Below are 23,938 nucleotides of genomic sequence, written 5' to 3' on the forward strand. Positions count from 1 at the left end.
CGCTGAAGTACCAAGATGTCTGACGCTCAAGACCTCAGCCGCCTCGTGTTCGGGCGGCTCTCGTGGGACGCGATCCCCCTGCATGAACCCATCCTGCTCGCCACCTTCGCCGGTGTCGTGCTGGGCGGGCTGGCCATGCTCTTCCTGCTGACCAAGTACCGCCTGTGGGGCGTGCTGTGGCGCGACTGGATCACCAGCATCGACCACAAGAAGATCGGCATCATGTACATCATCCTGGGCCTGGTGATGCTGCTGCGCGGCTTCGCCGACGCACTGATGATGCGGGCCCAGCAGGCCATCTCCTTCGGGGACCAGGTCGGCTTCCTGCCGCCGCACCACTACGACCAGATCTTCACCGCCCACGGCGTGATCATGATCTTCTTCGTGGCCATGCCCCTGGTGACGGGCTTCATGAACTACGTGGTGCCGCTGCAGATCGGCGCCCGTGACGTGGCCTTCCCCTTCCTGAACAACTTCAGCTTCTGGATGACGGCCAGCGGCGCCGTCCTGATCATGATGTCGCTGTTCGTGGGCGAGTTCGCCCGCACCGGCTGGCTGGCCTACCCGCCGCTGTCCGGCATCCTGGCGAGCCCGGGCGTGGGGGTGGACTACTACATCTGGTCCCTGCAGATCGCGGGTGTGGGCACCACGCTCTCGGGCATCAACCTGATCGCGACCATCATCAAGATGCGCGCGCCGGGCATGACGATGATGAAGATGCCCGTCTTCACCTGGACCAGCCTGTGCACCAACGTGCTGATCGTGGCCGCCTTCCCGGTGCTGACCGCCGTGCTGGTGCTGCTCTCGCTGGACCGCTACATCGGCACCAACTTCTTCACGACGGACCTCGGCGGCAACGCCATGGTCTACGTGAACCTGATCTGGATCTGGGGCCACCCCGAGGTCTACATCCTGGTGCTGCCGGTCTTCGGCATCTTCTCGGAAGTCGTGGCCACCTTCAGCCGCAAGAAGCTCTTCGGCTACGCCTCCATGGTCTACGCGACGGTGGTGATCACCATCCTGTCGTACCTGGTGTGGCTGCACCACTTCTTCACCATGGGCTCGGGCGCCAGCGTGAATTCCTTCTTCGGGATCACGACCATGATCATCTCCATCCCAACGGGGGCGAAGATCTTCAACTGGCTGTTCACCATGTACCGCGGCCGCATCCAGTTCGAGGTGCCCATGCTGTGGACGGTGGGCTTCATGGTCACCTTCGTGATCGGCGGCATGACCGGCGTGCTGCTGGCCGTGCCCCCGGCGGACTTCGTGCTGCACAACAGCCTCTTCCTGATTGCCCACTTCCACAACGTCATCATCGGCGGCGTGCTGTTCGGCCTGATGGCGGGCATCACCTTCTGGTTCCCCAAGGCCTTTGGCTACAAGCTCGATCCGTTCTGGGGCAAGTGCAGCTTCTGGTTCTGGTTCGTGGGCTTCTACCTGGCCTTCATGCCGCTGTACGTCCTGGGCCTGATGGGCGTGACCCGCCGCATGAGTCACTTCGAGGACCCGTCGCTGCAGATCTGGTTCCAGATCGCGGCCCTGGGCGCCGTGCTGATTGCCCTGGGCATCGGCAGTTTCCTGATCCAGTTGGTGGTGAGCTATCTGCGCCGCGAGCAGCTGCGTGACGAGACCGGCGACCCCTGGGATGCCCGCACCCTGGAGTGGTCCACCGCCTCGCCGCCGCCCGACTACAACTTTGCTTTCACACCTGTCGTGCACGAGCTGGACGCCTGGCACCACATGAAGAAGCTGGGCGTGAAGCGCCCGACCAGCGGCTTCGTGGACATCCACATGCCCGCCAACACCGCCGCAGGCGTGGTGATTGCCGGCCTGTCCACGCTGTTCGGCTTCGCGATGATCTGGCACATGTGGCTGGTGGCCGGCCTGAGCTTCCTCGTGACGCTGGTGGCCATCCTGGTCCACACCTTCAACTACAAGCGCGACTACTACATCCAGGCCGATGCCGTGAAGCGTAGCGAGGACGCCCGCACCGCCCATCTGGCTGCGCTGGCGGCCCGCTGAAAAGCCTGGAGGATCGAACCATGAGTCACACGATTTCCCTGACCGAAGCGGACCGCACGCCGCGCTTCTACGACCTCAAGGGCGAGCACCACCCGCAGCAGGGCACCCTGCTGGGCTTCTGGCTCTACCTGATGAGCGACTGCCTCATCTTCGCCGTGCTGTTCGCGGTGTTCGCGGTGCTGGGCAAGTCCTACGCGGCCGGCCCCTCGGGCGCCGATCTCTTCGACCTGCCCCTGGTGGCGGTGAACACGGGCTTCCTGCTGTTCTCCTCCATCACCTACGGCATGGCGATGATCGCCATGAACCACGGCAAGAAGCAGCATCTGCTGGGCTGGCTGGCGGTGACGGGGCTTTTCGGCGCGGCCTTCCTGGGCCTGGAGTTGTACGAGTTCGCGCACCTGATCCATGAAGGTGCCGGCCCGCAGCGCAGCGCCTTCCTGTCGGCCTTCTTCACCCTGGTCGGCACGCACGGCCTGCACGTCACTTTCGGCATCATCTGGCTGGTCACGCTGATGATCCAGGTCGGCAAGCATGGGCTGATCAAGGAGAACAAGCGCCGCCTGATCTGCCTGTCCATGTTCTGGCACTTCCTGGACGTGGTGTGGATTGGCGTCTTCACCTTCGTGTACCTCATGGGCTCGATGTAAGCCCGGCCTGAGATTGATTGAGGAACTGAGATGAGCGAACACAACCACGATCACCACGCGGATCACGCCGACGACGACCTGGCCTACCACGCCACGGTCAAGGGCTATGTGGTCGGCTTCCTGCTGTCCGTCGTGCTGACGGCGATCCCCTTCTGGCTGGTGATGGGCCAGGTGCTGCCCAGCAAGAACACCACGGCGCTGGTGATCCTCGCCTTCGCGGCCGTGCAGATGGTCGTCCACATGATTTATTTCCTGCACATGAACAGCAAGGTCGAGGGCGGCTGGTCCCTGCTGGCCCTGATCTTCACTGCGGCACTGGTGCTGATCATGCTGGCGGGCTCCATCTGGGTCATGTACCACATGAACGCCAACATGATGCCCGTGCACGACATGCGCAATCTGCCCTGATGAAGGACGATCGATGCCCGCCATCGATCCCCCTGCCATGAACACGCCGCCCAGCCTCGCTGCCTCGCACCGCCCCTCCTGGCGACTGCTGGCCGTGACGCTGGGCGGCCTTGTCCTGATCGGCGTCTTTCTCGCCCTGGGCATCTGGCAGGTCCAGCGCCTGGCCTGGAAGCAGGCCCTGATCGCGCGCATCGAGGCCAGCCAGGCCGGCGAGCCGCAGGCCCTGCCCGCGATGCAGCACTGGCCACAGCTGCGGCGCGACACGCACGAGTACCAGCGCCTGCGCCTGCAGGGCCGATTCGACCATGGCCGCGAGACCCTGGTCCAGGCCAGCACCGTGCTGGGCGCCGGCTGGTGGGTGATGACGCCGCTGCAGACGGCAGAGGGGCCGTGGGTGCTGGTCAACCGCGGCTTCGTCGATGCCGTGCACCGCGATCCTTCGACGCGCGCAGCACCCACGGGCGAGACGACGCTCCAGGGCCTGCTTCGCATCACCGAGCCCGAGGGCCGGCTCTGGCAGCGCAACGATGCGGGGGCAGGGCGCTGGTACTCGCGCGACGTCACCGCCATCGCCGCGGCCCACCAGCTCGGCGGTGCGGTGGCGCCGTTCTTCGTCGACGCCAGCGAAGGCCGGGACGGTCAATGGCCGCGTGCCGGCCTGACCGTCCTGTCTTTCAGCAACAATCACCTCATGTACGCCCTGACCTGGTTTGCCCTGGCGGCCATGGTGTGTGGGGCGCTGGTGTTCGTGTGGCGCTTCGAGAGGCGCCGAGTCCCTGGAGCAGCTGCTGGTGAACCCGACGCTTGAAGCGCAGGAGCAGGCCGAGGTGGCCCACCTCGGCGCGGCCGGCCGTGCCTCGGAGACCCTGGCCGGGCGCCGCAATCTGCTGCAGCTGATCCAGCTGCGCTGGCTGGCAGTGGCGGGGCAGCTGGCCACCATCCTGGCCGTGCACTTCCTGCTGGCCATCCGCCTGCCTCTGGCCGAGATGCTGACCCTGCTGGGCGCGCTGGCCCTCTTCAATGTGGCCAGTTGGCTGCACAGCCGCAGCGGGCGGGACGTCAGCAACGGCGCGCTCTTCGGCGGCGTGCTGATCGACGTGGCCGTGCTCAGCGGCCAGCTCTACTACAGCGGCGGCATCACCAACCCTTTCTGCTTCCTCTTCCTGCTGCAGATCGCGGTGGGCACGGTGCTGCTGCGCCCGGCCTATATCTGGGCCATGGTCTTCATCGCCAGCGTCAGCTTCATGACGCTGACCCATGTGTACCGGCCGGTGGCCTTGCCCGATGTGGACGTGCCGGCGCTCTCGGTCCACTTCATCGGCGGGCTGCTGCTGTGCTTCCTGCTCAATGCGGTGCTGCTGGTGGTCTTCATGCACCGCATCGTGCGCAATCTGCGCCAGCGCGACGCCAGCCTCGCGAAGCTGCGCCAGCGTGCGGCGGAAGAGGAGCACATCGTCCGCATGGGCCTGCTGGCCTCGGGGGCGGCGCATGAACTGGGCACGCCGCTGGCCACGCTCTCGGTGATCCTGGGTGACTGGGCCCGCATGGCGCCTTTCGCGGGCGACCCTGAGCTGCGCGAGGAGATCGAGGAAATGCAGCTGCAGCTCAAGCGCTGCAAGACCATCGTCAGCGGCATCCTGCTCTCGGCCGGTGAGGCCCGCGGCGAGGCGCCGGCCCAGACCCATCTGCATGCCTTCCTGGACGAGCTGGTGGCCCAGTGGCGGCGCACGCGGCCGGCCAAGGTCCTGCACTTCGAGGCCGACGACCTGCCCGACGTGCCCATGTACTCGGACTTTGCGCTGCGCCAGATGGTCGACAACGTGCTGGACAACGCCCTGGAAGCCTGCCCGGACGGTGAGATCACTCTGCGTGCCGCCCTGGAGCAGGAGGGCGAGACCCTGGTCCTGACCGTGCTGGACCAGGGGCCAGGTTTTGCCCCCGAGATGCTGGAGCGCTTTGGCAAGCCCTACCAGAGCAGCAAGGGCAAGCCAGGTGGTGGGCTGGGTCTTTTCCTCTCGGTCAATGTGGCCCGCAGCCTGGGTGGCAAGATCGAGGCTCGCAACCGCTGGGAAGGCGGGGCCGAGGTGAGCATGCGCCTGCCCCTGTCCAGCCTCAGCGTGCAGCGCCAGACACCCCCCAAGAAAGCCCTGCGTGAACGCTGAAGACCGCCTGCTGCTCATCGTCGAGGACGATGACAGCTTCGCCCGCACCCTGGTCCGCTCCTTCGAACGGCGGGGCTACCGCGTGCTGCGCGCTGCCAACCTTTCCGAAGTGCAGGAGCGCCTGGCCGGGCACCGTCCGGGCTTTGCGGTGGTGGACCTCAAGCTCGCTGGCGGGGACTCGGGCCTGGCCTGCGTGCAGGCCCTGCATGCGCACGACGAGTCCATGGTCATCGTCGTGCTGACCGGCTACGCCAGCATCGCCACGGCCGTCGAGGCCATCAAGCTGGGCGCGCGCCACTACCTGGCCAAGCCCGCCAACACCGACGACATCGAGGCCGCCTTTGACAAGGCCGAGGGCGATGCCGAGGTCGAACTCACCGAGCGCACCACCTCCATCAAGACCCTGGAGTGGGAACGCATCCACGAGACCCTGGCCGAGACCGGCTTCAACATCTCCGAGACCGCCCGCCGCCTGGGCATGCACCGCCGCACGCTGGCGAGGAAGCTGGAGAAGCAGCGGGTGAAGTGAGCGGGTGAAGTGAGCGGTGCCGGGGTCAGGTCTTGCGCCTTGGCCAAGGGGCCGTTCATCGCCCGCCAGGTCCACTCGTCCCACTGCTTTGACAGGCTGTCCTACCCCTGTCTTCTGGCACCCTCGACCATGCGGTCCGACCGTTAGACTCGCGCCCACACTGGGCATCCCACCCCTGGCTGCCCGCCATCCAGATAAGAAAGACGGGAGAGATCGTGAGCGACAGCGCCTCCACCACCCTGGTGACCCCTCCGGGCAGCCATCCTGCCAACGCTCGCATGGCCGATGCATCGGCACATCCGCCAACCGACCCGCCAGCACAGCCCGCGGACCGCTCCGCCGCGCTGCCCGGAGGCGCGCCCGCACCGAGACGGGTCCGCTCCCGCTGGCGCCGCTGGCGTACGCCGCTGATCGCCGCCGCCGTGCTGGTGGTGTTGGCCGGCGGGTGGCGGCTCTTGCATCCGCCCAAGCCGCCTGCCGCGCCGCCCCTGGGCGAGGTCAAGATGGCGGACATCACCCAGCTTGTCCAGGCCTCCGGCATCCTGCAGGCAAGGACTCGGGTGGACGTGGGCGCTCAGGTCAGCGGCCAGGTGCAGACCCTGCATGTGGAGCTGGGCCAGAACGTGAAGAAGGGCGACCTGCTGGTGAGCCTGGACCCCGAGATCGCCCGCAGCGACCTGGCCCAGGCCGAGGCCGCCGTCGCGCAGCAAAAGGCGCAGCTGGAGCGCATGCGGGTGGACATCGAGCAGACCCAGCGCGAGGTCCTGCGCCAGCAGCGCCTGCTGGCCGGTAGCGCCACCGCAGGCCAGGAGGCCGAGAACGCCCAGGCCCAGCTGGACAAGCTGCAGGCCGACTTCCGCGGCCAGCAGGCCAGCATGCAACGCCTGCAGGCGGACCTGGCCAAGCGCCAGCTCAACCTGGGCTATACCCGCATCACCGCGCCCATGGACGGTACGGTGGTCAACATCCCGGTACAAGCGGGCCAGACCGTCATCGCCGTGCAGATCACGCCGGTGATGGTGACGCTGGCGCAGCTGGACACCATCACCGTCCGGGCTCGGGTGCCCGAAGCTGATGTCTCCTCGGTGAAGGTGGGGCAGGTCGCGCGCTTCTCGACGCTGTCCGGCGAGGGGCGCCAGTACGAAGGTCGCGTCCGCGTGATCCAGCCTGTGCCCGAGCGCATGGGCAATGCCGTCTACTACAACGTGCTCTTCGAGGTGGACAACAAGGACCGCAGCCTGCTGTCCGACATGACCGTACAGGTCAATATCGAGACCGGCAGCGCCAAGCAGGTGCCGACCCTGCCCATGGTGGCTCTGGGCGAGCGCGACGCACAAGGCCGGTACGAGGTCCAGATCTACAAGGCTGGCAGCGAGCAGGATCCCGCGCACAAGCCCGAGGTGCGCAAGGTGCGCATCGGTCTGCAGGACGGCGGCAAGGCGCAGGTGCTCGAAGGCGTGAAGCCTGGAGAAAAGCTGCTGCTGGCACCCGTGGCCAAGAAGGCGGGTGATGGCGACTTCGGCGTCATCATCGACTGAGGCCGCCATGAGCACATCGCACCAAGGTACGCCACGCCAGGGCACTTCGCCGCAGGCCGGCGAAGGCCCGCCGCTGATCGAGCTGCGCGGCGTCGCACGGCGCTACGTGATGGGCAAGGCCGACGACCCGCAGGCCGTCATCGTGCCGGCACTGCAGGGCGTGAGCCTGCGCATCGAGGCCGGGGAGTACGTGGCCATCATCGGCCAGTCCGGCTCGGGCAAGAGCACCTTGATGAACATCCTGGGCTGCCTGGACAACCCCAGCGAAGGCCAGTTCCTCATTGACGGCCAGGACGCCAGCGAGCTCGATGCCGACGAGCTGGCCGCCCTGCGTCGCGAGCGCTTCGGCTTCATCTTCCAGCGCTACCACCTGCTGCCGGGCATGGACGCGCAGGCCAATGCCTCGCTGCCTGCGGTCTACGCAGGCATCGCCACCGGCAAGCGCATGGGCCGTGCCGCCCGCCTGCTGGCGGACCTCGGCCTGGGCGAGCGCATGCACCACAAGCCCAACGAGCTGTCGGGTGGCCAGCAGCAGCGGGTGAGCATTGCGCGAGCGTTGATGAACGGCGGCCAGATCATCCTGGCCGACGAGCCTACCGGCGCACTGGATTCCGCCAGCGGTCAGGAAATGCTGCGTCAGCTCGACGCCCTGCATGCCGCCGGCCACACCATCATCCTGGTGACGCACGATGCCAAGGTGGCGGCGCACGCACGCCGCGTGATCGAGCTGTCCGATGGCCGGGTGCTGCGCGACAGCGGCACGCCCGCAGGCCACGCCGTGCCGGCGGCGGCGCTGTCCATGGCCGCAGGCCCCGGCAGCTTCTGGGCGCACTGGCGCGGGCAGCTGCGCGAGGCGATCAGCTCCGCCCTGGGCGCGCTCTACGCCAACCGGTTGCGCTCCAGCCTGTCCATGTTGGGCATCTGCATCGGCATCACGGCGGTGGTCTGCACCGCGGCGCTGGGCGATGCGGCGCGGCAGGGCATCGAGGGCAATCTGGGGGCGGCGGTGGCGAGCAAGCTGTGGGTCTGGTCGGACCCGAGCAAACTGCCGCCCGGCGCCCTGCCGCGGGACTTCCGGCCCTACGAGCTGGACGCCATTCGCGCCATCGAGGGCGTGCAGGACGTGCAGGGCGAGCGCCGCATGATGGGCGGCCTGCGCCAGGGCACCCAGCAGGTCACCGGGCAGACCGTGGCCGCCACGACAGACACGCTCAAGGCCAACCAGCTGACGCTGGCCATGGGGCGTGACTTCACCAGCGCGGACCTCCAGGCCCGTGCGCAGGTGGTGGTGATCAGCCACCGGCTCTGGCAGGACCTCTTCAAGGGCCGAGCGTCCGCCATGGGCGCCACCATGTTGATCGACACCCTGCCGGCCCCGATGGAGGGCGCCCTGTCAGGCATGGCGGCCCAGCCTCAGGTGGGCGCGGCGCTGCCGGTGCAGGTCATCGGCATCCTTAAGGAGAAGCGTGATGGCGACGGCGACGACGGGCGCTCCGCCACGCTCTACCTGCCTGTGAGCACCTACCTGAGCAAGATCGACGCCAAGCCAGCGGTGAACAGCTTTAGGGTGCTGGTGGCCAAGGGCCATGAGCCGTCCAGCATCGAGGCCCAGGTACGGCATCGCCTCAAGGCCCTGCATGGCCAACAGGACTTCGGGCTCTGGAATGGCGATGCCATGTTCCGCCAGGTGCAGCAGGTGATGGGCATCATCGCCGGCATCTTCACCGGCGTGGGCGCCATCGCCCTGCTGGTGGGCGGGGTGGGGGTGATGAACATCATGCTGGTCTCGGTATCGGAGCGCACGCGGGAAATCGGCATCCGCATGGCGGTTGGTGCGCGGCAGAGCGATGTGCGCATGCAGTTCCTGATCGAGGCCGTGATGCTGTGCTGCCTGGGTGGCCTCGCAGGCCTGGGCCTGTCGTGGCTTGCCGCGCAGGGCGCGAATGCGGTCCAGGACAAGGTGACGCTGGATGTCAGCGGCAAGGCCGTGGCCCTGGCCTTCGCGGTCTCGGGCGGCATCGGTCTGCTCTTCGGCACCCTGCCGGCCCGCCGTGCGGCGGCGCTGAGCCCGGTCGATGCCCTGGCGCGTGAGTGAAGGAAGACACAAGACATGAAGAAACACCCTTCGATGCAGACGGGCCTGCGCCTGTCCGCGCTGTCCCTTGCCGTGGCAACCCTGGCGCTGCTGGGCGGCTGTGCTGTCACCGCCGATCTCCAGCGGCCTGCCGAGCCGGTCCTGCCGACGCAATGGCAGCACGGCGCCGAGTCCTCGGCGCAGAGCGGTGCCTGGGCTGCTGCGATGGACGAGGAACTGCGAGCCTTCCAGCGCGAAGCCCTGGCTCGCAACCGCGACATCGCCCTCGCAGCCCTGCGCCTCAAGGATGCGCAACGCCAGTTGGCGCAGCAGGGCCTGCGCCTGCAGCCCTCGGCCTCGCTGAGCAGCTCGGCCAACCGCCCGCTGGACTCCGGCAGCGCCAGCCGCACGGTGGACGTTGGCGGCGTGCAGGTGCCGGTGGAGACGCAGGTCGGCTGGAGCCACAGCTACAGCGCCTCGCTCTCTGCGAGCTATGAACTCGACCTGTGGGGCCGGCTGGCGGCCCGCGACCGCGGCCTGCTGGTCCAGCGCGAGCAGGTGCAGACCGATGTGGCGGCGGCCCGCGTGGTGATCGAGGCCCGCGCGGCCGAGATCTACTGGACCCTGGGCGCCCAGGAGCGCCTGCGCCCCCTGGCCCGCGAGCAGCTGGACACTGCCGAGGAGCTGCTGCGCATCGTCAAGCTGCGGGTGCGCGAGGGCAAGCTGCTGCCGGTGGAGTCTGACCGCGCAGCGCAGTCCGTACTGGCTGCACAGCATCGCCTGGCGGACCTCGAGGCCGAGCAGCAACTGCAGGTTCAGCAGCGCGCGCTGCTGTTGGACCAACTGGAGCAGGCCGCCTCAAGCACCGTGCACGGCCGCCTGCCCGATATGACCCCGCCCGCCTGGTCCCTGGGCTCGCCGGCTCAGGTGCTGGGGGCGCGGCCTGATGTGCAGAAGGCGCGGTTACAGGTGGATGCCGCGCTGGCCCAGCTGTCCGTGGCTGAAGCCAGCCGCTACCCCAGCCTGAGCTTCAGCGCCTCGGTGGGGACCGGCGGTTCGCAGTCGCGGGACTGGCTCAGCCAGCCTGTGCTGGCCCTGAGTTCGTCCCTGCTGATCCCCCTGATCGACTGGCGCCGCCTGAACCTGGAGCGCGACGGCGCCCGCAATGCCTTGGAGCAGTCTGCACTGGGCCTGCGCGACACGGTGCACAAGGCCCTGGTGGACGCAGAGGCTCAGTGGACCCAGCGCGAGAAGCTGCAGCGCCAGACCGAAGCCCAGGCCCGGCGTGTGGCCGAAGCCCAGGAGAACGAGCGCCTGGCAGCCCTGCGCCTGGAGGTGGGCGCCATCGGTCGCCACGACTGGCTGCAGGCCCGGGTGGCCCTGCTGGAGGCGCGGCAGTCCCTGGTGCAGCTGCAGCTGCAGGCCTGGCTCAACCATGCGGCGCTCTATCGGGCGTTGGGTGGCTCAGTGCAAGGCTGAAGCCCCGAGGCACGGCCCGGCTGGGCGTGCCTCGGCGGTCGCCGCTCACTTGCCGGGCATGAATCCCAGCATCCAGGAGAAGTCCACTGGCTCCCAATGCCGGCCCGGGATGGTGGGCGGGATCACGGGCTTGCCGATGGACGGCCCATTGCCGATGGGGCCGCCATTGCCGGTGCCCGGCGGGTGCAGGGCGACGTTGATGGCGGCATAGCCGTGGCAGGTGATGCAGGAGGCCTGCTGCGGCAGCACCCGCGCATTGAACTCGACGAAGGAGTTGCCGAGCTTGCCCTTGCTGGACAGGGGCTGCTCGTACTGCGTTTGCGTGCCCACCAGACGGTAGTTGCGGAACTCGGGAGCCAGGCCGGCCTGGTCCATCAGGTTGGTCAGGTTCTTGGTCGCGGCTGTGGCCTGTCCGGTGCTGAGTGCCGGGTTGGAGCCCCAGGGATCGTTGCAGGACGAGTAGAGCGAGGGCTTGCAGCGGTTGGGGTTGGTCAGAGGCGACTGCGGCTCGAAGGTTGCCCACAACCAGTTGGGATAGAGCTTGGACGAGATGTGCACCCCGACCAGGGCATAGCACACGCCGTCGATGGTCTGCACGTAGACACCGGCCGGCTTCTTGTCGCTGCAGTTGAAGAAGCTGGCGGCGTTGAGCGAACTGGCGGCAATCCAGTCGGCCTTGATCTCCACCGCCTCCTTGGGAAAGTCCAGGGGCTTGCCTGTCGTGGCGATGTAGTCGGCCTGCCCGACCCGCGTGGTCAGCGTCGCGCCCGGCTTGCCGCCCGGGGGCGCGGTGACGAAGGCGGCTTCGGCCGCGTTGACATAGACCTCTTCGCAGAACTGCGGATTGGCACTGAGGTTGCCGGGCACGAAGGGCAGCAGGGACTTGGGTGTCTGGCTGGACTTGGTCGTCATGGTCTGGCAGCCGGGCAGGCCTCCGGTGGCGGCCGGTGTGGCCAGCTTGCCCCGGGTGGCCAGCAGGCTGATCGCGTGGCTGAATCGCTTCTTTTCCTCGCCGCTCTTGCAGCCCGGGGCGGAAGGGTTGAGCCAGCAGGTCTGCTCGGTCCAGGTTTCCCAGTTGAGCTTCTGGCCCGCGGGCGTGTTGACCGTGCAGTGCGCGGCCACGAAGAGCTGCCAGGCGGTCTCTTCCTGCGTGGAAGCGGGCTTCATGGGCAGGCTGCAGACGGCCGATGCCGCCGTTGCTGTGGCCGCGGCCGCAGGCGCCTGGCTCTGAGCCATCGCAGGCCCGTGGCACAGCGCGCCCGCCGTGGCGAGGGCTGCACACAGGATCGATGGGCGCGACGGGCGGGCGGCACGTGCGGACGAAGGCGAGGCTTCCATGTGGTTCATCAAGGGTCTCCCAGGTGATGACAGCTGACGCTCAGTAGATAGGCGCTCCAGCCGCGGGCGACCACCAGGGCGCACCATCTGGCGCGATGCTGATGCCAGCGTGCCAGGGGAGGCCACCTCGGCCGCTGCGGCAGGCCTGTGCCGTGCCCGCGGTCCGTAGGCTCGCATGGCGGGGTGGGGAGGAAAGCTGTAAGCGCTGACAGGTCGGGTGCGGCCGCCGGTGTCCAGCTCCCCTGCAGAGGGCCTGCGTGGAAGCCAGTCAAGGGTGCCAGTCAAGGGCGCCTGCGAGGCTTGGAGACTTGCCGCAGCGCCGTGTGACAGGTGCTGAGGGATCTTCATCTGATCCAGCCGGGTGTGGCCTGCGGGCCTCAGCCTGGCGGGGGGGGGCGGCGGCCAGGGCGCATCCCGTGCTAGGGCGGTGCGTCAACAGAGGCCCGGCGACCCGTTCGCGGCCCATTGCCTCATCTTGCAGCACCCTAGGGGCAGCCCCGTAGGCATCGGGGCTGCCGCATGCGCTCCAAGGTCCGTCCCCAGACTTGTCCACAGAAGCTGTGGACGCCTGGGGCAGTGTGCATAGCTCAGCGCATGAGCTCGCGGATCACCGCCACCGGTGCGCTGCCGTAGCTCAGAAACTGGTCGTGGAAGGCCTTCAGGTCGAAGCGATCGCCAAGGGCCTTCTTGCGCTCTTCGCGCAGGGCCATGATCTCGCTGTAGCCGCTGAAGTAGCTGGTGAGCTGGACTGAGGTCAGCTGCACACGGCGCCACTTCTCGCGGGCCTCCTGCTCGGTCTGGAAGGCGCGCTGGGTCAGCAGGGCGAGGGCTTCGTCCTGCGTCATGCCTAGCACGTGCACGCTGTAGTCAAGGATGGTGTTGGTAACGCTGCGCAGGTTCCACTTGCAATACATGAGCCACATCTCGGGCGCGTGCTCGCCATAGCCGGCCTCCAGCATCATGCGCTCGCCGTACACGGCCCAGCCCTCAATCATGGCGCCATTGCCGAACAGGGCCTTCACCAGGGATGGCGACTTGTTCGCGTGGACCAACTGGGTGTAGTGGCCCGGGATGGCCTCGTGAATGTTCAGGATCTGCAGGATCCAGTGGTTGTACTCGCGCAGAGTGCTCTCGGCCTGCTCGGGCTTGAGGTCGTCCAGCGGCGTGACGTTGTAGTAGGTGCGGTCCTGCGGGCGGTAGGGGCCCGGGGCCTCGATGCTGGCACCCGCCACGCCGCGCTGGTAGGCCGGGGTCTCGCGCACCTGCAGAGGCTTCTTCGGGTCGACGGTAAGCAGGTCCTTCTGCTGCACGAAGGCCTGCAGCTGCGGGATCTGCTGGCGGATCTCGGCCAGGAAGTTCTCGGCCTTCACATGGTTCACCGACAGGGCCTTGATCACGCGGTCGATCTTCTCGATGCGGTCCGCGGGCTTAGGCGCCTCGCCCTGGGTCTTGGTCCAGAGCTGGTCTGCGAGTTCGTCCATCTTGGCCAGCAGTTGCTCGCGCGTGGACAGGGCCTTCTGGTAGGTCTGCTCGGCGCTGCTGGCGGACTGGATGTCCAGCTGGAACTTGCGCTCGTACAGCTCGCGGCCCAGGCGGAAGCTGCGGGCCTGGCCCTTGGCCGTCAGCTTCTCGTCCAGGGCCTGCAGGCGCTGCTGGTAGGCCTTGACGGCACTGCGCGCGGCGGCCAGGGCAGGAGCCAGGGACTTGCGATCGGCCGCTGCGAGCTTGTGCTCTTCCTTGGCCGCCTTCTCGATCTCATCGAACACGGCCAGGGTGCCGTCGATCTGGCTCACGGCCAACTGGGTGTGCTCGCGGGTAGGCGTCTCGATGCTGGCGTAGGCGGCCTCGTAGTAGGCGGGTACGGCCTTCAGGCGGGCCAGCAGGGCCTTGAGGCGCTGCGGCCGGGGCGCGTAGTCGGTGTTCAGGATCAGGTCCATGGCACCGGCCACGTTGTAGCTCGACGGGTTCCAGGCGAACTCGCGCAGGGTCTGCAGGTACCAGGCATCGGAGGCCACCTTGTTCTGCAGCAGGGCCAGGTCGGTGCGGGCGCGATCAGACAACTGCTCGGGCTTCACCGCCGCGAAGCGGGCCTGCCACAACTGGGCGAAGGCCAGGGCCTTCTGGCGGCCGGCGGCATCCGGGGCGGGCAGGCGGGCGGCCCCGTCATAGCGCCCGGCGACGAGGGCGGCGTCGGCGTCCAGCTTCCACAAGGCCTCGATGAACTGGTGCGCGAGGCGGTCGAAGGCGCGGTCCGCAGCTTGGTGCGAATCGGCATGGGCGGCCTTGCCATGGTGGGCGCCTGCATGCGTGGTGCTGCCCGCTGCCAGGGCGGGCGATGCCAGGGCCAGGGCGGCGCTGAGCGTGCCGAGCGAGAGTCCCAGTCGGGACCAGGTGGAGCACGAGGGCGAAGAAGAGAAGGGCAGGGCAGCGCGCATGGTCAGCTTTCTGGAGTTCATGCGCCCCGGTCGGGCGCGAGGCGGCAGCATAGCGCTCCAGCCCCGCAGTGCCCCTCCGTTGCTGCCCCAGTCCGCCTTGCTCAGGGGCGAAGTTCGTACACGGCAAAGCCCGCGGGTGCGTCCTGCACCCAGCGCAGGCGGCCGTCTGCGGGAAGGACCTTGCGCGCCGCCGGGCTGCCACGGAACTGTGCTTGCGCGCCCGCGGGCAGCTTGAGGGTCCAGCGGCCTTCGTCGGCCTCAGGCTCGAAGGCGTGGCCCGACTTGAGAAGGCGCAGCAGGGCCTCGCGGTTCTCATCCGGCGCGTCCAGCACGATGCGGTCCGGGCCTGTGCCGGGGAAATTGCCCCCGCCGCCGGCCCTGTAGCTGTTGGTGGCCAGCAGGAAGCGCTGATCGTCCCGCACTGGCTCGCCGCGGTAGCGCAGGCCGCTGATGCGGTGGGTGGTCACGGCCGGCAGGCGCTTGCCATCGGGCCTGTAGCGGGCTGGGAGCGCGAGGTCGATCTCGTAGTCCACCCCCAGGATCGTGTCGTAGTTGAAGCTGGGATGGGACTCGTCGATCAGTGCCTGCGCTTCGGTCTGGTCAGGGGAGATCTGCCGGAACTGCGCGGCCGAGCGCTCCAGCCACTCGCGCAGCTCGGCGCCACTGAGCTGCAGCACCTTGAGGGTGTTGGCATAGGGATAGAGCTCGGTCACGTGCTTGACGGACATGGGCCCGGGCGCGATGTCCACATAGGTATCCCATCCCTGGCGTCCGCCGCTGCGAAAGGGGGCTGCGGCGCTGAGCAGGGGCAGGTCTTGCCAGCGCGTGCTGCGCAGGGCCTCGCGGGCGTAGACACGCTGAGCCCGCGCGACGAGGGCCAGTGCCTCCGAGGGCTGGACGAGGTCGAAGTAGCTGTGCAGCGGGCGCGGCGCCTCAGCCACGGTTTGCCGGATCAGGGCCAGCGTGGCCTGGTGCGCGGGCTGCAGCAGGGCCTCAAGGGCGCTGTCTGGCGTGGCCGGGGGCTGCGAGGCCTGGGCATCGCGAAGGGAGCGCAGGCTGCCTTGACTGTCCATCACCCGCCAGCGGCCGCCTTGCTTCTCCAGCCGCAGGTCGATCACGCCCAGGTGGCTGCCCCAGCTGCCGGGCATCACCGCCGGGACGCCGTGGATGCGGCCGTGCCGGATGTCCGCCCCCGCGTGGCGGGCGAAGGCCGGGCCGGGGAACTCGGCATGGGCGTGGCCCAGCAGCAGGGCGTCCAGGCCGCCGAGCCGGGCGAGGTCGCCGGCGCGGTTCTCGGCGCCCTCGGGCTGGGGCTCGGCGTCGTAGCCCGTGTGGGCCAGGGCAATGACGAGGTCTGCACCGCCGGCCCGCAGGCGCCGGATCTCGCGCCGGGCTGCCTGCACCATGTCCTCGGCCACCACCTTGCCCTGGAGATGCTGCCGGTCCCATTGCAGGATCTGCGGCGGCAGCAGGCCCAGCACGCCGATGCGCAGCCGCTGCGGCCGGCCTTGCTCATCCTTGAACTCGCGCCGCAGCAGCGCGCTGGGCGCGAAGACCGGCCTGCCGGTGCCGGCCTCGCGCAGATTGCTGCTGATCACCGGAAAGCCGGCCTGGGCATAGGCCTGCTTCAGAAAGGGCAGGCCGAAGTTGAACTCGTGGTTGCCGATGTTGGCCGCGTCATAGCCCAGCAGGCGCAGGGACTGCAGGGCCGGATGCGCGCGCTGCGCCAGCCCCTGCTTCGCGACCACATCGCCCATGGGCGAGCCCTGGATCAGGTCCCCGTTGTCCAGCAGCAGGTGGTTGGGTTGCTCGGCACGGGCCTGGGCGATGAGGCGGGCCGTGCGCGAGAGGCCCTGGCTCGTGCTGGGCTGGTCCTGGTAGTAGTCGTAGGCCAGCAGGTTCATGTGGACGTCGCTGGTCTCCAGGAGGCGCAGCTGCAGGGTCTGGGCCTGCAGCCCTGCGGCCAGGCTCAGGCCGAGGAAGGCGGCTGCGCTCAGGCGCAGCCAGGGCAGGCGGTGGGAAGGGTGTCGATCTTGCATGGGGGCAAGCGTAGCGCAGGCGGGCGTCGCGCCCCGGCCGCCACGGGGCTTCAGGCTTTCCCTGATTCATAGCCTGGATCATGGGGATTGTCCGCGGGATGCGGTACGCTGCCCGGGCGCATCGGCGTCTGGCGATCCCAGGCCTGTCCGGTGTGGGTGGCGGCGCCCGACCCGGCGGCTGCCAACTGCCTGAATTTCTGCATGGCATCACCATGCGGGAGCGATGTATGAGCGACAAGAACGAGCCCGGTGCCGTGCGCGCACCGCTGCGCTTGCACGTGCCGGAGCCCACGGGGCGGCCGGGCTGCCACACTGATTTTTCCTACCTCAAGCTCAGCGCGGCGGGCGAGGTGCCCCGCCCGGCGGTGGACGTGGCGCCGGTTGAGACCGGCGACATGGCCCACAAGCTGATCCGCGTGCTCAACCCCGACGGCGAGGCCTGCGGCCCCTGGGCGCCCGAGCTCAGCGAGGCCCAGCTGCTGCGCGGCCTGCGGACCATGATGAAGACCCGCATCTTCGACGGCCGCATGCTCATTGCCCAGCGCCAGAAGAAGCTCAGCTTCTACATGCAGAGCCTGGGCGAGGAGGCCATCGGCAGCGCCCATGGCATGGCCCTGGACGAGGGCGATATGTGCTTCCCCACCTACCGCCAGCAGAGCCTGCTGGTCGGACGTGACGACGTTCCGCTGTCCGAGCTGATGTGCCAGCTGCTGTCCAACGAGCGCGATCCGCTCAAGGGCCGCCAGCTGCCGGTGATGTACTCCATCAAGCGTGCCGGCTTCTTCTCCATCTCCGGCAACCTGACCACGCAGTTTGTGCAGGCAGTGGGCTGGGGCATGGCCAGTGCCATCAAGGGCGACACCCGCATCGCCTCAGGCTGGGTCGGCGACGGCGCCACCGCCGAGAGCGACTTCCACAACGCCCTGGTCTTTGCTCACGTCTACCGTGCGCCGGTCATCCTCAACGTGGTCAACAACCAGTGGGCCATCTCCACCTTCCAGGCCATTGCCGGTGGCGAGGGCACGACCTTTGCCGCCCGCGGCGTGGGGGCCGGCATTGCCTCCATGCGCGTGGACGGCAACGATTTCCTGGCCGTCTATGCCGTGACCCGCTGGGCCGCCGAGCGCGCCCGCAGCAACCTGGGCCCCACGCTCATCGAGTGGGTGACCTACCGCGCCGGCCCGCACTCCACCTCGGACGATCCCAGCAAGTACCGTCCCTCGGACGACTGGACCCGCTTTCCCCTGGGCGATCCCATCAGCCGCCTCAAGCAGCACTTGATCAGGCGCGGCATGTGGTCCGAGGAGCAGCACACCGCCCTGCAGGAGGAGCTGGAAGCCGAGGTGCTGGCCGCGCAGAAGCATGCTGAGAGCTTCGGCAGCCTGGCCGACGGCCACATCCCCAGCATCGCCTCCATGTTCGAGGACGTCTACGAAGACATGCCCCAGCACCTGCGCGAGCAGATGGCCGAGGCCCAAGCGTTTGGAGGCCGTCAATGAAGGCTGAACAACTTCCCATGACGACGGCGCAGGAGGCGCACGACGCCGAGGGCAAGCCCGTCACCATGACCATGATCCAGGCCCTGCGCTCGGCCATGGACGTGATGTTGGCCCGCGATCCGGACGTGGTCGTCTTCGGTCAGGACGTGGGCTATTTCGGCGGTGTGTTCAGGTGCACCGACGGCCTGCAGACCAAGTACGGCTCGCAGCGCGTCTTTGATGCACCCATCTCCGAAGGCGGCATCGTCGGCGTGGCCGTGGGCATGGGCGCCTATGGCCTGCGCCCGGTGGCCGAGATCCAGTTCGCGGACTATTTCTATCCGGCCTCGGACCAGATCGTCTCGGAGGCGGCGCGCCTGCGCTACCGCTCGGCCGGCGACTTCACCGCGCCGCTGACCATCCGCATGCCCTGCGGCGGCGGCATCTACGGCGGGCAGACGCACAGCCAAAGCCCCGAGGCCCTGTTCACCCACGTCTGCGGCCTGCGCACGGTGATGCCGTCCAATCCCTATGACGCCAAGGGCCTGCTGATCGCCGCCATCGAGTGCAACGACCCGGTGATCTTCCTGGAGCCCAAGCGGCTCTACAACGGCCCCTTCGACGGCCACCACGACCGCCCGTCCACCCCCTGGACCGGCCACCCCAAGGCCCAGGTGCCCGAGGGCTACTACACGCTGCCGCTGGACAAGGCGACCGTGTACCGGCCCGGCCAGCAGCTGACCATCCTCGCTTACGGCACCATGGTCTATGTGGCGGAGGCCGCGGCGCGGGAGACGGGGCTGGATGCCGAGATCATCGACCTGCGCGCCCTGTGGCCCCTGGACATCTCGACGGTCGTCGAGTCCGTCAAGAGGACCGGCCGCTGCGTGATCGTGCACGAGGCAACCCGCACCAGCGGCTTCGGCGCCGAGCTCTTGGCCTTGGTGCAGGAGCACTGCTTCTACCACCTGGAGGCGCCCATCGAGCGCGTCGCCGGCTGGGACACGCCCTATCCGCATGCCCAGGAGTGGGACTACTTCCCCGGGCCTGCCCGGGTGGCCGCGGCGTTGCGCCGGGTCATGGAGTCCTGAGCATGCAGGCAATGATGGAGCAGCACGGCGCTCGCGCCGTCTCTCTTGAACAATCGCGCCGCAGTGCGCAGCAGGGCCGCAACAGCGCGGCCCGGCAGGAGGTTTGATGAGCATTCATACGATCAAGATGCCCGACATCGGCGAAGGCATCGTCGAAGTCGAACTGGTGGCCTGGCATGTGAAGCCGGGCGATGTGGTGCGCGAGGACCAGGTCGTCGCGGACGTGATGACGGACAAGGCCACGGTGGAGATCCCCTCGCCGGTCAAGGGCGTGGTCCAGCGCCTGGGCGCGGAAGCCGGCACGGTGATGCGTGTGGGCTCGGCCCTGATCGAGATCGCGATCGAGGGCGCCGCGCCCGTGGAGACGGGCCCCGTCGCCGCGCCTGTCTCGGCCCCCGTCGCTGCCCCGGTGCCTGCCCCCGTGGCGCCGCCCGCCCAGATTGCGGCAGCGCCGGTGGCTGCTGTGGTTGCCATTGCCGCCCCGGCCGTGGCGGCCCACACGCCGGCCGCGCCTGCGGCACCGGGGGCCCGCCCCATCGCCTCGCCCTCGGTCCGCCGCCGGGCCTGGGAGCTGGGCGTGGACCTGGCGCAGGTGCACGCCACCGGCACGGCCGGCCGCATCGTGCATGCCGATGTGGAGGCGTTTGCCGCTGCGCATCCGCAAGGCCTGCAGCCCGGCAGTGGCTCGCCCTTTGTGAACGTTCCCGGAGCTGCGCCGGCCGCGCCGGTGCGTCCCAGCGAGCGCCACCTGGTGTCGCCCCGCGGCGATGGCATCGAGGCCAGCAAGGTCACCGGCCTGCGCCGCAAGATTGCCGAGAAGATGCAGGAGAGCAAGCGCCGCATCCCGCACTTCAGCTATGTGGAGGAGGTGGACGTCACCGAGCTGGAAGCCCTGCGCGAGCGCCTTAACACCCTGCATGGCAAGACCCGCGGCAAGCTGACGGTGCTGCCCCTGCTGGTGCGCGCCGTGTGCCGCTCGCTGCGCGACTTTCCGCAGATCAACGCCCGCTTCGACGACGATGCCGGCGTGGTCAACCGCTACGAGGCCATGCACCTGGGCATCGCTGCCCAGACACCCTCGGGTCTGATGGTGCCGGTGATCCGCCATGCCGAGGCCCTGGACCTCTGGAGCTGCGCGGCCGAGATCCGCCGTCTGGCCGAGGTGGCCCGCACAGGCAAGGCCACGCGGGACGAGCTCAGTGGCTCCACCTTCACCATCTCAAGCCTCGGCCCGCTGGGCGGCATCGTCACCACGCCGGTGATCAACCACCCCGAGGTGGGCATCCTGGGCGTGAACCGCATCGTCGAGCGGCCCATGTTCCGGAGCGGGCAGGTGGTGGCGCGCCTGCTGATGAACCTGTCCTCGTCCTTCGACCACCGCGTGGTGGACGGTCAGGACGCGGCCGAGTTCATCCAGTCCATCCGCGCCCAGCTGGAAGCGCCGGCGACGCTGTTCATCGACTGAGTTCCTGACAGCCATCAAGAACAAGGGCGGCCCCGCGGGCCGCCCTTTGTCATGGGAGCGCCCGTGCGCTCAGTGGCTGGCCTGCTCCACGGCCTCGGCATAGCGGCCGTAGAAGGACTGGTCGCGCAGGCCGGACTTGGTCAGCACCCAGGCCGCCAGCAGGTTGCCGCGCGAGAGCATGGGGCTCTTGGGCTGCAGGGCCGAACTCAGGCAGTGGGCCGTGTGCTGGTCCTTGAGCATCTTGGTGTCGTCCTCGTCATAGCAGGCTTCCCACTGGTAGCGCAGCTTGAGCTCCGGCGGCACCGGGACGGGGCAGGGGTCATGGCCCGGATAGGCCTGCCAGGGCACTTGCGCGATGGGGCCGGGCAGGGCCAGCAGGATGCGGTTGTAGACGCGGTGGTTCAGCAGGTCCTCGTTGGGACCAGCCAGCACCTTGGCGATGACACGCGCGTCGAAGAAGGGCAGGGCGAAGTCGAAGCCCTTCTTGTGCACTGTCTCGAAGTGGCCGATCAGGTGGCGGCGCTGGTCGTTGAGCAGCAGGAAAAGGTAGGCGGCCTTGGCCGGCACGCGATCCCAGCGGCGCATCTCGGCTGCCACCTCGGTCTGCAGGCGCCGCGCCAGCTCCCGGTAGCGCGGGCGCAGGGCGCGCGAAGGCACGCCCCACTTGTTCTTGCGGCACAGCAGCTCGGCGGCCTCGTCGTAGCGGCGTTCTGTGGCCAGCTGGACGATCTGCTCGTCCAGGTAGACATGGCCCAGGCCCACGCTGCCGCCGTCACCCGACCAGATGCGGCGGTCGAAGTTGCGGCCACCCTCCTGGGCCTTCCAGGCGGAGATGGTCTGGATCTGCTTGTTGTCGAAGTTGTCCGGGCCCAGCGGGAACTCGAAGTGCCGCGTGCCCAGGGCCTGGGCGGCCATGCGGCCGAAGGTCAGATCCTGGGTGTCGCTGGGCGCGAAGTTGAGGGTGTTGAGGCGGATGCCGCTGTGCGCCAGGCTGGCGGCGATCAGGCGGGAGTCCATGCCGCCGGACAGGAAGGCCGTCTGTTCCTGGGCCTCGCCCTGGCGATCGCGCACGGCCAGCAGGAAGGTCTCGTAGAGCTCGGTCTCGTAGGGTTTGGCGGGATCCAGTGGGGTCAGGTCTTGCCAGTCGTGGTAGGTCTGACGGTGAACACCGGACACGCTGGCCTCGATCAGCTCGGCGCCGTAGCAGGCGCGGATACCCAGGTAGCGCGTCCGTTCGGCCAGGGGGAAGGCCATGGAGGCGATCTCCAGCACGCCCTGGGGATCCGGCTCCAGCGCAATCGCCTCGCCCATGCCTTGCAGCAGCCAGCGCGCGTTGGTGAAGAAGTGCATGCCGCGGTGCTGGCCGGTATAGAGGGTGCGCACACCCAGCTTGTCGGTGAAGGCATGGAGGCGTGCCTGCCTGGTGTTCAGCCGCAGGCCGCAGAAGGTGCCGTGGGACTGCTGGAGCAGGGCGCGCAGCTCGCCACTGGCGAAATGCGCCAGGGCCTCGTCCTGCGGGACCCGCCGGCCGCCCTGCTGAAGGATGGGCTCGCCTGCCAGGATGGCGAGGGTCCCGTCCTCGAGGGCATGGTGGGAGGCACCCGCCCAAATGCCCAGGTCGTGCCACACGGCGAAGAGGCCGGGGGCTTCGACGGCCTCGATGGCCGCTGCCTTGCCCAGTTCACGGCCCAGGGCAGCAGAGGCCGCGGCCTTGAGCCGCTGCAGGTCCTCCGGAGTGCCGCCAACGGCCGCAAAGAAAATCGCCATTACGAGTCCTTGTTCAAACGTGCGGCCAGCTGCGCCTGCAGCCATTGCCGGAAGGCGCGGTCCACCAGGAGCAGCGCCAGCACATAGCCCAGCACCCCCGCCGCGCCCGGCACCAGCAGCTGCCACAGCGGCTGGGCCGGCATGAGCGCCTTGGTGCCCAGCACAAGGCCCACCAGGGGCAGGCAGGCCAGCAGCCCGGTACGGAAGGTGCCCAGCACCTGGCGCAGCGGCAAGTCTAGCAAGCGGGAGCTGCGCGGGAAGTTCAGCAGGAAGACCAGGGGCACCCCGACGGTCCAGGCCGCTGCCAGGCCGTTGGTGCCCCAGAACTGGCCACCGAGGGCAAATGCCAGAGGCATCACCAGGGCACCGCTGAGGGTGTTCTTGAAATCAGCGCCTGCATGGCCGGTGGCAATGAGGGCCGTGGCCAGGATGGCGCTGCACAGCCGGATGGGCACGGCCAGGGCAATGAGCTGCAGCGCCGGTGCGGCATCGGCCCATTGCTTGCCGATCATCAGCAGCACCAGCGGCTCCGCCAGCAGGGCCAGCAGGGCGCAGCTGGGGAGGGCCAGCAGGTTCAGGCCGCGCAGGCCCTTCAGCAGTTCAGGCCGTAGCGGCTGCCCGCTGTTCTTGAGTTTGGCGATGGCGCTGAAGGCCACCTGGTTGACCACCTGCATGGACTTCTGCAGCGGCAGCGAGGCCAGGGTGAGGGCCACCGAGTACAGGCCCAGGGCCGCCGTGCTCAGCAGCTTGGCGCCGATCAGCACATCCACCTGGGACATGAACCACCAGGTGAAGCGGCTGGCGGTGAGGTTGCTGCCGTAGCTCAGCAGACCGCGCAGCTGCTGGAAGTCGGCGTTGGGCCAGACCCGGGTATGGGCGCGGGCATGCAGCACCAGGGTCCGCACCAGGGCGCCAGCCAGGTTGCCCAGCAGCAGGGCCCAGACGCCGTGACCGGTATAGGCCAGGGCGAGGGCGGTGAGGCTGGTGGTGATGACGGAGGCGATGTCGGCGTAGGCGATGGCCTTGAAGTCCATCTCCCGGCGCAGCACCGACTCCGGCACCGTGCTCAGCGCCGAGATCAGGAAGATCAGGCCGGCCGGCCGCAGCAGTTCAGCCAGGCGTGCATCGTTGAAGAAGGCGGCCAGCGGTGCGGCACTCAGCCACAGGGTCACGTTGAGCACCGCGGCCACGGCCAGCATGGCGCCGAAGACGGCGCCACAGACCCGACGGTCCAGGGTTTCACCCCGCACCAGGGCCGAGCCGAAGCCGAACTCGTTGAGATTGGAGAGCAGGGTGATGACCATCATGGTCATCGTCATCAGGCCGTAGTCGCTGGTCTGCAGCAGGCGCATCACCACGACGGTGGAGCCCCAGCTGAGCAACTGGCTCAGCAGCTTGCCGATGGCCGACCATTTCAGGCTGTGGAGGAAGCGATCGCGTATCTGCATCGATGGGATCAGCGC

The 23,938-nt window shown here is 68.5% G+C and carries 17 protein-coding genes; 12 read left to right on the forward strand and 5 right to left on the reverse strand.

From position 1 onward, the window contains the following. Nucleotides 1-15 precede the first annotated feature (15 nt). The 9 genes from cyoB (at nucleotide 16) to ACS5PK_RS08380 (ending at nucleotide 10,862) form a co-directional block, all read left to right on the forward strand. On the forward strand, nucleotides 16-2,025 hold the full coding sequence (gene cyoB, locus ACS5PK_RS08340; RefSeq protein WP_439439772.1) for a cytochrome o ubiquinol oxidase subunit I: 2,010 nt from the start codon (nucleotides 16-18) through the stop codon (nucleotides 2,023-2,025). A 20-nt stretch (nucleotides 2,026-2,045) separates the two neighbouring features. Beyond that, complete coding sequence (gene cyoC, locus ACS5PK_RS08345; protein WP_439439773.1) at nucleotides 2,046-2,672, forward strand: cytochrome o ubiquinol oxidase subunit III; 627 nt, start codon at nucleotides 2,046-2,048, stop codon at nucleotides 2,670-2,672. A gap of 30 nt (nucleotides 2,673-2,702) precedes the next feature. Beyond that, on the forward strand, nucleotides 2,703-3,080 hold the full coding sequence (cyoD, locus tag ACS5PK_RS08350) for a cytochrome o ubiquinol oxidase subunit IV (RefSeq protein ID WP_439439774.1): 378 nt from the start codon (nucleotides 2,703-2,705) through the stop codon (nucleotides 3,078-3,080). 13 nt (nucleotides 3,081-3,093) lie between these two features. Then, complete coding sequence (locus ACS5PK_RS08355; protein WP_439439775.1) at nucleotides 3,094-3,888, forward strand: SURF1 family protein; 795 nt, start codon at nucleotides 3,094-3,096, stop codon at nucleotides 3,886-3,888. Continuing rightward, nucleotides 3,872-5,242, forward strand: coding sequence for an ATP-binding protein (locus ACS5PK_RS08360; protein ID WP_439439776.1), 1,371 nt, complete (start codon nucleotides 3,872-3,874; stop codon nucleotides 5,240-5,242). The genes ACS5PK_RS08355 and ACS5PK_RS08360 overlap by 17 nt, the downstream gene beginning before the upstream one ends. Further along, nucleotides 5,232-5,771 (forward strand): response regulator transcription factor, encoded by a 540-nt coding sequence (locus ACS5PK_RS08365; protein ID WP_439439777.1) that lies wholly within the window; start codon nucleotides 5,232-5,234, stop codon nucleotides 5,769-5,771. The genes ACS5PK_RS08360 and ACS5PK_RS08365 overlap by 11 nt, the downstream gene beginning before the upstream one ends. A 215-nt stretch (nucleotides 5,772-5,986) precedes the next feature. Continuing rightward, nucleotides 5,987-7,309, forward strand: coding sequence for an efflux RND transporter periplasmic adaptor subunit (locus tag ACS5PK_RS08370; protein WP_439439778.1), 1,323 nt, complete (start codon nucleotides 5,987-5,989; stop codon nucleotides 7,307-7,309). A gap of 7 nt (nucleotides 7,310-7,316) precedes the next feature. After that, nucleotides 7,317-9,404: an ATP-binding cassette domain-containing protein gene (locus ACS5PK_RS08375; protein ID WP_439439779.1), complete on the forward strand. Its 2,088-nt coding sequence runs from the start codon at nucleotides 7,317-7,319 to the stop codon at nucleotides 9,402-9,404. Nucleotides 9,405-9,419: 15 nt separating this feature from the next. Further along, complete coding sequence (locus ACS5PK_RS08380; RefSeq protein ID WP_439439780.1) at nucleotides 9,420-10,862, forward strand: TolC family protein; 1,443 nt, start codon at nucleotides 9,420-9,422, stop codon at nucleotides 10,860-10,862. A 45-nt stretch (nucleotides 10,863-10,907) separates the two neighbouring features. Here ACS5PK_RS08380 and ACS5PK_RS08385 read toward each other — a convergent pair whose 3' ends face one another. The 3 genes from ACS5PK_RS08385 to ACS5PK_RS08395 all read right to left on the reverse strand — a co-directional run bounded on the left by ACS5PK_RS08385 (nucleotide 10,908) and on the right by ACS5PK_RS08395 (nucleotide 16,674). Next, on the reverse strand, nucleotides 10,908-12,029 hold the full coding sequence (locus ACS5PK_RS08385; protein WP_439439781.1) for a hypothetical protein: 1,122 nt from the start codon (nucleotides 12,027-12,029) through the stop codon (nucleotides 10,908-10,910). 758 nt (nucleotides 12,030-12,787) lie between these two features. Beyond that, nucleotides 12,788-14,656 carry a DUF885 domain-containing protein gene (locus ACS5PK_RS08390; protein WP_439439782.1) on the reverse strand — a complete coding sequence of 623 codons (1,869 nt, stop codon included), beginning with the start codon at nucleotides 14,654-14,656 and terminating at the stop codon, nucleotides 12,788-12,790. A gap of 80 nt (nucleotides 14,657-14,736) precedes the next feature. Then, nucleotides 14,737-16,674: a bifunctional 2',3'-cyclic-nucleotide 2'-phosphodiesterase/3'-nucleotidase gene (locus tag ACS5PK_RS08395; protein ID WP_439439783.1), complete on the reverse strand. Its 1,938-nt coding sequence runs from the start codon at nucleotides 16,672-16,674 to the stop codon at nucleotides 14,737-14,739. A 227-nt stretch (nucleotides 16,675-16,901) separates the two neighbouring features. On the opposite strand from ACS5PK_RS08395, the gene ACS5PK_RS08400 reads away from it, so the two are divergent. The 3 genes from ACS5PK_RS08400 (at nucleotide 16,902) to ACS5PK_RS08410 (ending at nucleotide 20,708) form a co-directional block, all read left to right on the forward strand. Beyond that, complete coding sequence (locus tag ACS5PK_RS08400) at nucleotides 16,902-18,173, forward strand: 3-methyl-2-oxobutanoate dehydrogenase (2-methylpropanoyl-transferring) subunit alpha (protein WP_439439784.1); 1,272 nt, start codon at nucleotides 16,902-16,904, stop codon at nucleotides 18,171-18,173. Between the two features lie 65 nt (nucleotides 18,174-18,238). Further along, nucleotides 18,239-19,243 (forward strand): alpha-ketoacid dehydrogenase subunit beta, encoded by a 1,005-nt coding sequence (locus tag ACS5PK_RS08405; RefSeq protein ID WP_439439997.1) that lies wholly within the window; start codon nucleotides 18,239-18,241, stop codon nucleotides 19,241-19,243. A 106-nt stretch (nucleotides 19,244-19,349) separates the two neighbouring features. Next, nucleotides 19,350-20,708 carry a dihydrolipoamide acetyltransferase family protein gene (locus tag ACS5PK_RS08410; protein WP_439439785.1) on the forward strand — a complete coding sequence of 453 codons (1,359 nt, stop codon included), beginning with the start codon at nucleotides 19,350-19,352 and terminating at the stop codon, nucleotides 20,706-20,708. A 69-nt stretch (nucleotides 20,709-20,777) separates the two neighbouring features. On the opposite strand, the gene ACS5PK_RS08415 is transcribed toward ACS5PK_RS08410, so the two are convergent. Both ACS5PK_RS08415 and ACS5PK_RS08420 read right to left on the reverse strand, forming a co-directional pair. Continuing rightward, entirely contained in the window at nucleotides 20,778-22,475 is a 1,698-nt protein-coding gene (locus tag ACS5PK_RS08415) for an asparagine synthase-related protein (protein WP_439439786.1), read from the reverse strand. Continuing rightward, on the reverse strand, nucleotides 22,475-23,923 hold the full coding sequence (locus tag ACS5PK_RS08420) for a lipopolysaccharide biosynthesis protein (protein ID WP_439439787.1): 1,449 nt from the start codon (nucleotides 23,921-23,923) through the stop codon (nucleotides 22,475-22,477). Before ACS5PK_RS08420 ends, ACS5PK_RS08415 begins: the two co-directional genes overlap by 1 nt. Nucleotides 23,924-23,938 lie beyond the last annotated feature (15 nt).

This window comes from Roseateles sp. DB2 (assembly GCF_051857535.1).
GTDB lineage: Bacteria > Pseudomonadota > Gammaproteobacteria > Burkholderiales > Burkholderiaceae_C > Roseateles_B.

Coding starts and splice junctions, on each gene's coding strand:
- cyoB (WP_439439772.1), top strand. CDS start 16: ATGTCTGACGCTCAAGACCTCAGCCGCCTCGTGTTCGGGCGGCTCTCG.
- cyoC (WP_439439773.1), top strand. CDS start 2,046: ATGAGTCACACGATTTCCCTGACCGAAGCGGACCGCACGCCGCGCTTC.
- cyoD (WP_439439774.1), top strand. CDS start 2,703: ATGAGCGAACACAACCACGATCACCACGCGGATCACGCCGACGACGAC.
- ACS5PK_RS08355 (WP_439439775.1), top strand. CDS start 3,094: ATGCCCGCCATCGATCCCCCTGCCATGAACACGCCGCCCAGCCTCGCT.
- ACS5PK_RS08375 (WP_439439779.1), top strand. CDS start 7,317: ATGAGCACATCGCACCAAGGTACGCCACGCCAGGGCACTTCGCCGCAG.
- ACS5PK_RS08380 (WP_439439780.1), top strand. CDS start 9,420: ATGAAGAAACACCCTTCGATGCAGACGGGCCTGCGCCTGTCCGCGCTG.
- ACS5PK_RS08385 (WP_439439781.1), bottom strand. CDS start 12,029: ATGAAGCCCGCTTCCACGCAGGAAGAGACCGCCTGGCAGCTCTTCGTG.
- ACS5PK_RS08390 (WP_439439782.1), bottom strand. CDS start 14,656: ATGAACTCCAGAAAGCTGACCATGCGCGCTGCCCTGCCCTTCTCTTCT.
- ACS5PK_RS08395 (WP_439439783.1), bottom strand. CDS start 16,674: ATGCAAGATCGACACCCTTCCCACCGCCTGCCCTGGCTGCGCCTGAGC.
- ACS5PK_RS08400 (WP_439439784.1), top strand. CDS start 16,902: ATGAGCGACAAGAACGAGCCCGGTGCCGTGCGCGCACCGCTGCGCTTG.
- ACS5PK_RS08405 (WP_439439997.1), top strand. CDS start 18,239: ATGACCATGATCCAGGCCCTGCGCTCGGCCATGGACGTGATGTTGGCC.
- ACS5PK_RS08410 (WP_439439785.1), top strand. CDS start 19,350: ATGAGCATTCATACGATCAAGATGCCCGACATCGGCGAAGGCATCGTC.
- ACS5PK_RS08415 (WP_439439786.1), bottom strand. CDS start 22,475: ATGGCGATTTTCTTTGCGGCCGTTGGCGGCACTCCGGAGGACCTGCAG.
- ACS5PK_RS08420 (WP_439439787.1), bottom strand. CDS start 23,923: ATGCAGATACGCGATCGCTTCCTCCACAGCCTGAAATGGTCGGCCATC.